12 protein-coding genes, 1 pseudogene and 1 riboswitch are annotated in these 12,294 nt (G+C 36.0%); of the genes and pseudogenes, 8 read left to right on the forward strand and 5 right to left on the reverse strand.

Annotated elements, in window-relative coordinates; translation table 11 throughout:
- Positions 1–188 precede the first annotated feature (188 nt).
- A pseudogene (locus tag MVE64_RS18290) lies at positions 189–2,463 on the reverse strand (UvrD-helicase domain-containing protein).
- A gap of 180 nt (positions 2,464–2,643) precedes the next feature.
- On the opposite strand from MVE64_RS18290, the gene MVE64_RS18295 reads away from it, so the two are divergent.
- Positions 2,644–2,886 (forward strand): hypothetical protein, encoded by a 243-nt coding sequence (locus MVE64_RS18295; protein ID WP_247340088.1) that lies wholly within the window; start codon positions 2,644–2,646, stop codon positions 2,884–2,886.
- Positions 2,887–2,908: 22 nt separating this feature from the next.
- Positions 2,909–3,820 carry an MBL fold metallo-hydrolase gene (locus tag MVE64_RS18300; protein ID WP_247340089.1) on the forward strand — a complete coding sequence of 304 codons (912 nt, stop codon included), beginning with the start codon at positions 2,909–2,911 and terminating at the stop codon, positions 3,818–3,820.
- A gap of 26 nt (positions 3,821–3,846) precedes the next feature.
- Here MVE64_RS18300 and MVE64_RS18305 read toward each other — a convergent pair whose 3' ends face one another.
- A complete protein-coding gene (locus MVE64_RS18305; RefSeq protein ID WP_247340090.1) occupies positions 3,847–4,521 on the reverse strand; it encodes a YetF domain-containing protein in 675 nt (224 codons plus the stop codon).
- Between the two features lie 152 nt (positions 4,522–4,673).
- On the opposite strand from MVE64_RS18305, the gene MVE64_RS18310 reads away from it, so the two are divergent.
- Entirely contained in the window at positions 4,674–5,693 is a 1,020-nt protein-coding gene (locus MVE64_RS18310; protein ID WP_247340092.1) for a DUF3231 family protein, read from the forward strand.
- Positions 5,694–6,154: 461 nt separating this feature from the next.
- Here MVE64_RS18310 and MVE64_RS18315 read toward each other — a convergent pair whose 3' ends face one another.
- The 3 genes from MVE64_RS18315 to MVE64_RS18325 all read right to left on the reverse strand — a co-directional run bounded on the left by MVE64_RS18315 (position 6,155) and on the right by MVE64_RS18325 (position 7,896).
- Positions 6,155–6,580, reverse strand: coding sequence for a GNAT family N-acetyltransferase (locus tag MVE64_RS18315; protein WP_247340093.1), 426 nt, complete (start codon positions 6,578–6,580; stop codon positions 6,155–6,157).
- On the reverse strand, positions 6,581–7,099 hold the full coding sequence (locus tag MVE64_RS18320) for a YjcG family protein (RefSeq protein ID WP_247340094.1): 519 nt from the start codon (positions 7,097–7,099) through the stop codon (positions 6,581–6,583).
- 71 nt (positions 7,100–7,170) lie between these two features.
- On the reverse strand, positions 7,171–7,896 hold the full coding sequence (locus MVE64_RS18325) for an alpha/beta hydrolase (protein ID WP_247340095.1): 726 nt from the start codon (positions 7,894–7,896) through the stop codon (positions 7,171–7,173).
- Positions 7,897–8,068: 172 nt separating this feature from the next.
- Between MVE64_RS18325 and MVE64_RS18330 the strand changes: the two genes are divergently transcribed.
- The 5 genes from MVE64_RS18330 to MVE64_RS18350 all read left to right on the forward strand — a co-directional run bounded on the left by MVE64_RS18330 (position 8,069) and on the right by MVE64_RS18350 (position 11,740).
- On the forward strand, positions 8,069–8,335 hold the full coding sequence (locus tag MVE64_RS18330; RefSeq protein WP_231309159.1) for a hypothetical protein: 267 nt from the start codon (positions 8,069–8,071) through the stop codon (positions 8,333–8,335).
- A 149-nt stretch (positions 8,336–8,484) separates the two neighbouring features.
- Positions 8,485–9,273, forward strand: coding sequence for an ABC transporter ATP-binding protein (locus MVE64_RS18335; RefSeq protein ID WP_247340099.1), 789 nt, complete (start codon positions 8,485–8,487; stop codon positions 9,271–9,273).
- Positions 9,257–10,012, forward strand: coding sequence for an ABC transporter permease (locus MVE64_RS18340; protein ID WP_247340100.1), 756 nt, complete (start codon positions 9,257–9,259; stop codon positions 10,010–10,012). The genes MVE64_RS18335 and MVE64_RS18340 overlap by 17 nt, the downstream gene beginning before the upstream one ends.
- A gap of 141 nt (positions 10,013–10,153) precedes the next feature.
- Complete coding sequence (locus MVE64_RS18345; RefSeq protein ID WP_247340105.1) at positions 10,154–11,158, forward strand: aliphatic sulfonate ABC transporter substrate-binding protein; 1,005 nt, start codon at positions 10,154–10,156, stop codon at positions 11,156–11,158.
- A gap of 9 nt (positions 11,159–11,167) precedes the next feature.
- Positions 11,168–11,740: an SCO family protein gene (locus tag MVE64_RS18350; RefSeq protein WP_247340107.1), complete on the forward strand. Its 573-nt coding sequence runs from the start codon at positions 11,168–11,170 to the stop codon at positions 11,738–11,740.
- A 69-nt stretch (positions 11,741–11,809) separates the two neighbouring features.
- A riboswitch (SAM riboswitch) is annotated at positions 11,810–11,926 on the forward strand.
- Positions 11,927–12,294: the final 368 nt, after the last annotated feature.

A 12,294-nucleotide genomic window follows, 5' to 3' on the forward strand; every position in this document is an offset into this window, starting at 1 on the left:
CAGTCCCAATTCTGGTGGACTGCTTTTCTTTATTTGGGGTGAAGGACAAGTTGAAGGGAATAAGTAAGTTTGAACGACAAACCAAAGCGGGAAAGCAGTAGAAATGTCGTTCATAGCGCCAATGAACGACGTTCGAAAAGTCAAAAGCAATCAAATTGTCGTTCATCGCACTAACCTCAAAAATTTATCTATTTTAGCAACCCTTTAATAAACCGTGAAGGTGCGGCTTTTCGTCCTCGGCGATAGGATGGTACTGATAGGTAAAGGTGTTCCTTTGCTCTTGTCATCGCGACATATAGCAAGCGTCTTTCTTCTTCAAGAAATTCATATTTTTCTTTTCTGGCTGATTCAAGGGCGAAGTCATGTGGTAGTGCTCCATCCACAACGCCCAATACGTACACATATTTAAATTCCAATCCCTTAGAGCGGTGAATCGTCATCAGTTGAACTCCGGAATTATCTTTATTTCCTTTAAGTGCTTGCTGAGTTACGGTCATGTGATTGATATGTTGAAGAAAATCAGGGATGGTTAAAAATTTCTTTGCGACAACTTTTAAGTCATTCAAGTCATCTGAACCTTTTTCCATCGTATTGCCTTCGTTTCCTTGCTTTTTAAGATAATCCGTAAAGCCCCAGTTCTTTTTCTATCATAGTCAGTGCTGTCACCGGCTTCTCATTTTTTAGAGAGCTGATTCTTGGGATGATCTTTTTAAGCTTTGATTTTTGAAAGTTCGGCAAACCATTCACGTGCAACAATGCTTCAACAAGGGAGCAATCATGTAAAATGCTCAAAGCCTTTACATCATTCACAACGGATTGTTTTAAAAATAGTGCTCGTATAAGTTCGGTAATAGCTGTTGAATCATCTGCATTCATACTTAATCGCAAATAGGAAAGCACACTACGAACCATTTTTCTTTCATAAAAAGAAGATTGTCCATTTTCAATTGTAAAAGGAATACTTGATTGCACAAAGCGTTCAAAAACAGCTCGTCCACCGGTATGAGTTCGGTATAAAATGGCAAACTCATCAGGAGCTGCTCCTTCTTCAATTTTTTCCTTCATATCTTGTAGAATCATTGTTGCCTCTTCTTCCTCATCATATGGAAAAAAGGTAACAGGTGATTGCTCTGATTGATACTGAGCAATCATGCTCTTACTTAAGCGATGTTTGTTTTTTGAAATAACATCGTTGGCTGTTGATACGATCTCGTGATCTGATCGGTAGTTAGAGGATAAGTGAATCACTTTGGAATCAGGATATTCCTGTTTGAAATCCAAAATAAAAGAAGGCTCACTTCCTCTAAAACAATAAATCGTTTGGTCATCATCACCAACGCCGCATAAATTTTTTGTATGATTTGAAAGGAGTTGAATGAGCTTATATTGAATAGGATTGATATCCTGAAACTCATCAATAAGAAAATACTGAAAACGATTTTGATATGCTTTAAGAATGTCGGGATTTTCCTTTAGAAGCTGGTAGCAATGAACCAGCATGTCATCAAAATCAAATTGACCTCGTTGTAGCTTTTGATCCTCGTATGCAAGGTAAAGAGTTAATGCTGTTTGTTCCCATTCATCAGCTGGGTGAATATCATTCACTGACTTCATGGTGTTTTTCCAAAAACCAATTTGTTGAATGGCTTGGTCGAATGGAAAATCCTTCTCCTCAATACCTAGCTCTCTACATGAATTTTTTAAATAAACTTCCTTTTGCCAATCCCATTTTAAAAGGTTTTGGCCGTTCCACTTATCGCGATTGTGATGAAGTAGGATTTTATAGAATATGCTATGAAAAGTACCAATCACGAGCTGATTCAATTGACCAACATGTAGTGATGAAGAAGCGGCGAGACGCTCATGCATTTCTCGTGCAGCTTTTGCTGTAAACGTAACAAGCATGATTGAAGTTGGTTGGATCTTTTTTTCTTCAATCATATAAAGAGCTCTAGTGGTAAGAACACGGGTTTTACCACTACCAGCACCAGCTAAAATAAGCAGGGGTCCTTCAATTGTTGTCACAGCTTCTTTTTGTTCAATATCAAGAGGAATACCTACTATTGAAGAAGGTGTTTTCACTTTTAATGTAAACGGTGTTCTTCCTTTAATGTATTTAGGCTGACGCCACTCCATTACCTGTGGCTTTTCAACTGTTGCAACACTTCGGGATTTTGGGATGCGGAATCCGTTTTTTTCTTCATATAATAGTTCAGGTTCTTTTACTTGAACAGGCTTATCAGGGTAATCTTGTTGAAACTGCTGCTGACAAGTTTCATTTCGTTTTTGATTGGAATGATAAAAATATGGAGATTTGCTAATTCCTAGATAAAATCGAACAGGCTGCCCACAACATAGGCAAATAACTTCTTCTTTTAAACAAGACTCATAAATTCGTTGATAATCTTCTCGAGGTAATTGAAGCAAGGAGATTGTAATATCTTTCAACTTTGCAGAATTCATAGTGACCCTCCTCCCATAAAATAGGATGCTAAAGCGTATGTATTTATAAAGTTAATAAAATATAAATTTTCATAAGCGACAAAGTCTATCTTAACAGAATGACAACCGGACGAAAAGGTAAAAATACATGGTTTAACTTAACAAAAATAAGGGAATTTATGTAAGGGAGAGGTGACGAAAATGGGTTATATTTTACCAATTCAGCAAGATACATACACACAATACGCAAATCGATCAATCTCTGTACAACAACATTATTCACAAATATTACCAACTTCTGCTATTAAACTGAATCGAAACAATGCACAAGAAAATTCACAACAGCAGCAGAAATTTGCAGATATCTTAGAAGAAAAATTGAAGAAAAATAAATATTCATCTACATTTACAGGAAAAGGTAAGCTCTTTAACGAATATGTGTAAAAAAACGTTTAAGAGGTAAAATATGAATTTTATTCAACTTAACAACAGTTGCTACTATTTTCAAGGCGCAGTGAATATTGGGTATGTACGGAATGGAGAAAACGGCTTACTAATTGATGCTGGAATTGACAAACAAACGATGAAAAAAGTGTTAAAAAGATTACAGGGCGACAATTTACCTGTAACTCATTTATTTGTTACACATGCTCATTCTGACCACTACGGTGGGGCAGAGCATTTACAATCTACTGTAGACGTTTATACATATGCACCGAAACTCGAAGCGGCTATGCTTAGGCATCCAATTATTGAACCACTCTATCTTTTTCAAGGAAATAAGCCATTGCCTGAAATGAGAAATAAATTTTTAGAAGGTAAGCCAATAAGGGTTGATGAAGAAATTGAGCAAGCAACCTATCCTTTTGGTGACATCTTTTTTCAATGCTATTCCTTGCCAGGTCACAGTATCAATCAGCATGGCTTACTTATTGATAAAATCCTATACGCTGCTGATGGTTATTTTGCAGAAGAGCAGTTACATAAACATAAAATCCCATTCATTATTGATGCAAAAGATACATTGGAATCTCTTCACAAACTTAAAAGTATAGATTGTGTTGGAGCTGTTCCTGGACATGGTTTGTTTGAAGAGGATTTTGTCAAAACAGTCGATGCGAACATTTCTTATCATCTTAAGTTAATGAATTCCATAAAGAGTGTTATACAAGAGCATGAAGCGGGTATTTATCATGATGAACTAGTAGCCGAGATTTGTACAAAGTGGGATGTAGGAGATCTAAATGTACCTTCATGGATGCTGTTTCGTACAGCAGTTACAGCTTACGTTACCATGCTTGTACAAGAAAATACGACTGAACTCCTAATTAATAATTACCGGTTAATGATACGAGAGAACAAGAAAAGCTCCCACTAATTTAGTAGTGGGAGTTTGTTTTCTATTTAGAAGGATTGAACATGTAAACCAGAACCCTCGAGCCACTCAGCATATAAAACTTCTTCTGTTCTGAAAATGTTTTGCTGTTTTAGCTGTTGCTCCAGCCAGTTGTAATTAAAGCCTGCTTCAACTAAATTTTGTTTAATCACTTTCCCATCGCTTATAATGGTAATGGGGATATATACTTTTTTCAGATTCACTTGTAGATCAGGTTTCGTTGGGTTTTCATATTCTGCCTTTTTTAGAATACTGACCGTACCATCTGTTTCTAAAACAGCATATTCTAATTCTCTCATTGAGAAAACGCCTTTTGCCCGAATCAAATGTTGCAGCTGGTTTATATCTAGTTTACATTTCTTTAAGCTTTCTCTTAATATTTTGCCTTCTTGGATAATAATCGTTGGTTTTCCTTCAAGAAGTCCACGCGATTTACTCCACTTTTGCGTAATCAATTCCAGAATGAAAATTAATAATCCCCATATAACGACTGCATAAATAATCCGTGAGATTCCAACTTCATCATCAAAAATGGCATTTCCAACAAGTTCACCAAGTACAAGTGCAGAGATAAAGTCAAACGTTGTAATTTGGGTAATTTGTGTTTTCCCTAATATTTTTGTAATGATGAAAAGTGCAATAAAGCCAAAAACTAACTCAATTGTAATTTGTCCAAACTCCATGCTAGATACCCCCGTTCACGATCCATATGATTAGGATAATCGTACATGTCGTTTTTATACAAAATCAATGAGATAGTATGTGATTTAAATAAAATAGTGAGTTTTTGTTAACACTATTGGATAATAATTGCTCTATTTAAGGGGGTACACAGATGTCTCACGATTCAACTCAGCTTACCTCAACAGAGATTGCTTCTCTTTGGACATCCTATATGAATGACACAATGGTGGCAACGATGTTATCACATATGCTTCAGTACATAGAAGAACCTGAAATAAAAGCAGGTGTAGAGCAGGCTTATAATATGGCTGTTAAAAATGTTCACTTTTTAAAGGAACTATTTCAACAAGAACAATTTGCAATACCGAATGGCTTTACTGACGATGATCTTAATACTAACGCACCTCGTTTGTATTCTGATACGTTTTCTTTAACATATGTAAATCATATGGCCAAAGTTGGGATGCTCGCTTACGGTGGTTTCTTATCCATGTGTGTTCGACCGGATGTAAGAGAATTCTTTACGAATGCAATAAATGAAACGGCTACATTATATAACACTACTCTCGAAACAGCTGTTTCTAAAGGGTTTTTTGTAAGAGCTCCCTACATTAGCGTGCCGGAAGAAATAGACTATGTGGATACAAAAAAATATTTAAGCGGGTTAAATCCATTCGCCGATAAGAGGCCTTTAAATGCAATTGAGATTTCTCATTTATATATGAATATTCAAACAAACTCTATTGGAGCAAAACTTTGCTTGAGCTTTGGTCAAACCTCTCAAAACAAAGAAATACAAGAGTATATGTTAAGAGGAAGCGAAATTTCAAAAAAGCATGTAAGGCTATTTACAGAGGCATTAGCCGAAAGTGACTTGATGACACCTGGCTCTCCAGATGTTTGTGTTAGCTATTCTACAACACAAACATACTCAGATAAAATCATGATGTTTCATATGTCTTTACTTAGTGCGGCAGGAACAGGGAACTATTCTACAGCAGCTGCAGCAAGTCAGAGAACAGATTTAGCTGTAAATTATGAAAGATTGTCTGCTGAAATCGCTCAATTCGCCAAAAGTGGAGCAGACATTATGATCAAAAATAGCTGGTTGGAGCAGCCACCAGGGGTACATGATCGGGAGAAATTGGTGAAGAAAGAAGGAATGAGCTAAACTTCTGATTTTGTTTTAAAAAGTAAAAAAACACAGAGAATTTTTTATGTAGTTCATTGTGATTTTTTCCTGGAGGTATAGGAATAGAATAGATAGGCGGAGAAATTCCGGTTAAGTTAGATAGTAGGTACTTAAAATCCGATATAAGCGGAAATATTTCGGTTAACTTCTCTATTTTTAACTAAATCCAAAGATTAGGTTCATATAAGCGGAAAAACTGCCCTTATTTTGTGGGGAATGTTGGTTTTTTCCAATTTAAGCGGAATTATTACGTTTATTTATCTTGTTGTTTAGCGAAAACACAACTATAGAGTGCAAAATAATAGTAAAAATGCTTGGAGACATAATGTTCCAAGCATTTTTACTATTAAGTACAAATTACTGTTCGATTAGTAAGGTTATTTTTAATTTGATACCTTCAAAACCGAACCCAATAAGAATTTCTCTCTCTGTGGGTCTTCTTATTGCTGTTTAATCATCGTTACATGAGGAATGCCTGCATCCATAAACTCATCTGATACAACCTCATAGCCTAATTTTTCATAAAAAGGTATCGCATGTGTTTGCGCGTTTAGTTTAAATTTAGTAACTCCTTGTTCTGACGCAATGTTTTCTAATTTTGATACAATTTTACGACCTGCACCAGTTCCACGAGTTGTTGATAGCACACAAATTCTTTCAATTTTACCTAAACCATCAAGCACACGTACTCGACCTGCACCTGCTGGCTTTTCTTGGTCATCATATAAAACAACATGTGTTGCTTCTTCTTCATACTGATCAATTTCCTCTTCTTCAGGGACGTTTTGTTCATCTACGAACACAATTTTTCTTACTGTGAATGCATCTTCTAGTTCATCTCTTGTTGCTACTTGTTTTATTTCCAATTATTCGCTTTCCTTTCCGAGTAAAAATGTTTCATGAACAGTCCAAGAACCGTTCTCTAGTTGATATAAAAGGTGGAAGCGGTCAATAACTTCCTCGTGGTGAATATCGAGCATTTTAATGCTGCCGAGAACATCTGAGTGTTCATCATCTGAAAGATTTTGCCCAAGTGTAATATGAGGGACAAAAGCATATTCAGGCTGACTGCTTAAGGAACCAGTATGTAAATTTTCATGAAGAGCTTGAAGCTCATCAGTTGGATCTACTTTTAAATAAATCACGTTGTTTACAGGTGCAAAAGAGCTAACCTTTTTAATTGAAATTTTGATTGGTTCACTTGTTTCAGCTACTTTACGAAGTTCCTTCGCAATAACCTTTATTTCATCGTCTTCTGCTTCAAAAGCCGTTTTTAATGTAACATGTGGTGGCACTAATGCGTAGTGAGTATCGTACCGTTTGCGATAAGAATTCACTAAATCCTGCAATTTTTTTGATGGAAAAAGGGCGATTCCGTATTTCATGATATTCCCTCCTAAACAGTTCATTATAGTTTTAGTATAGCAAATTTTTAAAAATAAACATATGTACGATGTTATTCAAACATAAGTTTGAGTATAGGTGTTAAAGCCGGCTGCCAATACTTCCAAGTATGATCTCCATTAAACTCTTCATACGTATATGAAAAACCCTTTTCAGACATCAACTGGGACAGCTTCCGATTTGGAGTAAGAAAGTCTTGAATAATACCATCAGTAGTCTTTACCTCTGTTTCTTTCTTGCCAATTTGATGATAAATCATCGGTTTGGAGGAAGAATCAAACTCTTTAACAGCATTCATAACATCTTCATTAACAAGAGGTGATTGGAGAATGAGCTTTCCAAAGGTATTGGGATAGGCTAACCCTGTTAATAATGAAACGGTTGCTCCTAAAGAATCACCAATTAACGCACGACCAAAGCCGATTTGGTATGTTGGAAATTCCGAATCGAGATATGGTACTAATTCATGCGCAAGAAAACGCACATACTGCTTAAACTTACTACCATTCGGATGGTATTTTTCTTTTCTGTCATGAACATCTTTATAAGGAATGCCAATAACGATCACATCTTCTATTTCTTCATTTTTTACTAAAGCCTCGACCTGTCTACCAACACGACCGAGTTTAAAGTAATCTTGGCCATCCTGTGCAATCAATAAACTATACTTATATAATGGAGAATAATTCTCTGGAAGATAAATGAGCAATGTTAGTTCTTCCTGAAGTGCTTCTGAATAAAAGGAGTGCTCCTTAATAATACCTGTTTGCTTACTCATGGTTACCCCTCCTAAAACATGAATGAAACCCCTTTTATTTTAACACGCAACGACTCATTCATCCTTAAAAAAGCATATTTATTATGTTTTCCGAGAAAAAAATGTTTAAAAATGTCGGACAAGGGTATTTTTCAAGTAAGACCTATTAATAAAAGTGAGAGGAGAATCACAAATGAAAAAATCAAGCAAAGTGGTTTTATCCGGTGTTGCACTATCCACAATAGGGGTTACATCTTATTTATTAAAGGAAGAAAAAAGAAAGAACAAATTTATCTCTTCCATGCAAATGATGAAAAATAAAGCCATTAATTCGATAAATAAAGACAAGCAGGTTATGGAGAAATCCGGACACCCTGATCCACATGATATTGAAGATAATACAATGGTAGCTGAAGGTTCTATGTATGCTGTTAACTATTATGATGAAAAGAAAAAATAACTTAAAAACAAGGCCGACTTACATGTCGGTCTTTTTATTTTGGTGAAAATCAGGGAAATACTAATTTTTCCATTGACTTATTTCCCAAACCTACTATAATAAGTAAATCCGATAAAACAGATATGAATTAAGAAAAGTAGGTGATATCAGTGTTTTTATCCATAAATAATGTTAATAAACAATTCAAAAACCGTGATAACAAAGAAGAAACAGTTTTAACAAATATAGATTTACAAGTGAAAGAAGGAGAATTTGTTTCAATCCTCGGTCCTTCAGGATGTGGAAAATCAACTTTGCTTTCTATTGTTGCAGGCTTAACACAGGCAACTTCTGGTGAGCTTGTTCTGCAAGGAAAAAAACTAAAAGGACCTGGTAAAGAACGCGGCATGGTGTTCCAGCAAGCTGCATTGTTTCCATGGTTAACGGTTGAAGAAAATGTAATGTTTCCTCTTCGCAAAGAGCTTTCCAAGAAAGAAGCACAAGAAAGAGCTTATAAATTTTTATCTCTTGTGCAATTAAGTCCATATGCAAAGCATTCCCCACATGAGCTTTCAGGCGGTATGCAGCAGCGTGTCTCAATTGCTAGAGCGTTAGCGATGGATCCAGCTCTATTATTAATGGATGAGCCATTCGGTGCGCTAGATGAACAAACACGTTCAAGACTTCATGAAGTGTTGGAAGAAGTGTTTTTAGAAACGAAAAAAACGATTCTTTTCGTTACACATAGCATTCATGAAGCATTAAAGCTTTCTGACAGAATTGTTGTTATGGGAACACAGCCAGGCCGAATTGTTGATATCATCGAGCTTGACTTTCCACGCCCACGTGAACAAGCGCGTGAAGAGCTATTAGCTTATGAAGAACGAATTAAGAAACTACTAAAATCAGAAATAGATAAAGTAATAGAAAAGGAGCAGCAATATGCAGCCAGTCGTTAAACGAATTCTTTTTTACGTTATTCTTTTAACTGTATGGCAGGCTACGGTAAAACTTCTTGATGTTTCCGTTGCAATATTCCCTGCCCCTACAGATGTTTTCAATTCATTGTATACAGGTTTTTTAGATTTAACACTTGTTTATGATTTAGTCGCAAGCTTTAAGAGACTTGCGATTGGATTAGTCATTGCATTAATCTTAGGACTTATTTTAGGAGTAGCCCTAGCTAAATCTAAAACACTTGATGAAACATTAGGTTCATTAATTATCGCTTTACAGTCTGTACCAAGTATTGTTTGGTTACCTTTAGCAATTATGTGGTTCGGGTTAAATGAAGCAGCTGTTACGTTTATCGTCGTTTTAGGTGGAACACTTGTGATGACGATTAACATGAGAACAGGGATTAAAAATGTGCCACCACTTTATATAAAAGCAGCACAAACGATGGATTATAAAGGCTTGAGCCTGTTCTGGAAGGTCATGATTCCAGCATCTATCCCTTATGTTGTAACAGGAATAAGACTTGCTTGGGCATTTGCATGGAGAGCATTAATGGCAGCTGAATTATTAAGTACAGGTCCAGGACTTGGGTATAAATTAAAGTTCGCATCAGATTTTGGTGATATGAGCTTAGTTCTCGCCATTATGATCATGATAATGGTCATTGGTGTTATTGTAGATTTACTCTTTTTCCAACGTATTGAGAAAAACGTAATGAAAAAATGGGGATTAGATAGTTGAGGATTTTTTAATAATAGCAATTGGTATGTCACCAATTGCTTCAAATCTCACCTCTGACTTCTGACTTCGAGCGTAAAAAAAGGTATCAAAGTAAAAGGTTATTTTTAACTTATAATCATTATTTAAAATGGAGGTTACATCATGAAAAAAGGACTTTTATTTGCACTTATTTCAATTTTATTAGCAGGTGTCCTTGCAGCTTGTGGAACTGGTGAATCATCAAATACAAGTGGTAGCGGCAGCACAGAAGAGGTTGTGATTGGATATTTCCCAAACATTGACCACGTACCGGCTATGATTTCTAGAGAAAAAGGATATTATGAAGAAGCTCTAGGAGAAAACGTAAAAGTAACATACAAAACGTTCCCAGACGGAGCAGCGTTTATGACAGCTTTAAAAACAGGTGAAATACAAGCAGGACTAGTAGGACCAGGTCCAGTAATGAATAACTATGCAAATGGAGCAGATGTGAAAATTATTGCAGGTGCATCTTCAGGCGGTACAGTCGTTGTTGCATCAGCAAAAAGTGGCGTACAATCAGTTGAGGATGTTTCAGGTAAAACGTTCATCACACCAGGTGTAGGATGCACACATGATGTTCAAATGGAAACATTTCTTAAAGATTTAGGAATTACATCAGCACGTATCGGTGGAACTCTTAAGCATGTAACAGGAAACCCAGCTCAATACGGAGCAATGTTCGAATCAGGTAAAGTAGATTTAGCTGCTGTTCCGGAGCCATGGGCATCACAATTAGTAAATGATGGTGCAAAAATCATTGTTGATACAGATGAAATTTCATACGGTACAACATTACCTAACACAGTGTTAGTAACAAGTGGAAAATTAATTGAAGAAAATAAAGAGCTTGTAGCTAATATCGTTAAAGCACATGAGCAAGGTGTTAACTTTATTAACGAAAATCCAGAAGAAGCACGTGATATCGCAATTAAAGCAATCAAAGACATCACAGATCAAGAATTAGACCCAGCGATCGTTGACAGCGCGTGGGAGCGTGTAACATACACTACAGAAGTAAACGCAGATGTTGTTCAAGAATTTGCAAATTCTTCATATGAATTAAAATTCCTAAAGGAAAAACCAGAATTCAGTGATCTAATCGACACTTCATTCTTATCGAAGTAGGAATCTATCGTGAAAAAAATATTATTAATTGTAATTGCTGTTTTAGCGTTGGTAGGCTGTTCACAGTCTATCAACCTAGAAGAGCATTTTTCATTAAATGGAACCGTAGAGCCACTAGAAGCCGTGAATCAAAACGGTGAAGTTGTAAAGATGTCTGATTATAAAGATAAAGTTTGGATAGCGACGTTTATTTTTACAAACTGTGATACCGTATGCTCGCCAATGACTGCTCACATTGCCACACTTCAAGAGCAGTTAAAAGATGAAAAAGCTGAAGCAGAATTCGTTTCCTTCAGCATTGATCCTGAACATGATACACCAGAGGTACTAAAAAAGTTTGGAGATCAATTTGGTGCTGATGATGAAACGTGGAATTTCTTAACAGGCTATGATCAAGATGAAATTGAATCTTTTTCTAATATAAGTTTCTTAGCTCCTGCTGCGAAACTTGAAGGCTCTACTCAGTTTGTGCACAGTACCTCGATCTTTCTTATGAAAGGTAGTCAAATCCTTGAGCAATACGATGGAGTATCAGATGTGCCATTTGAAAAAATAATCGAAGATATCAAACTATTGCAATAATTCTATTGCATTCTCCACTTGAATAAGTTACAGTAGTAAAAAGTTAAACATTTTAAAAATTTCATATATTTCTTATCAAGAGAGGCAGAGGGACTGGCCCTATGAAGCCTCAGCAACCGGTTCATAACGAGTGAAGATCTGGTGGTTATGATATTTGCTAAGTTTCAAGCGAAACCTATGTAAGGTTTTTAAAAGCACCGACAGATAATGAAAAAAGAAGCGAACAAAGCGTTTTTGATTGTTCGAAGCTTTTTTCATTGTCTGTCGCAGGCTTGCATCGCAAGCCGCAAGCACTTGTGTGCTTTTAAAAACTAAACCAACACAAATTAATGGTTTCTTTAACAAAAAGCAAATAAAGTAACAACACAAATACCAAGACTTCTACGAGTGCCAAGGTGCTAAATCCAGCAAGCCACACCAGCTTTATGCTTGAGAGATAAGAAGAAGCGCATTTAACGACACAGTCTTCTTCTTAACGAGGAAGACTTTTTATTTTGCTTTTTTAACATGTACGCTTTCTCTCATGTACATACTTGTTAAATTTAAATCTTAGG

The organism is Metabacillus endolithicus, from assembly GCF_023078335.1.
Lineage (GTDB): Bacteria > Bacillota > Bacilli > Bacillales > Bacillaceae > Metabacillus > Metabacillus endolithicus.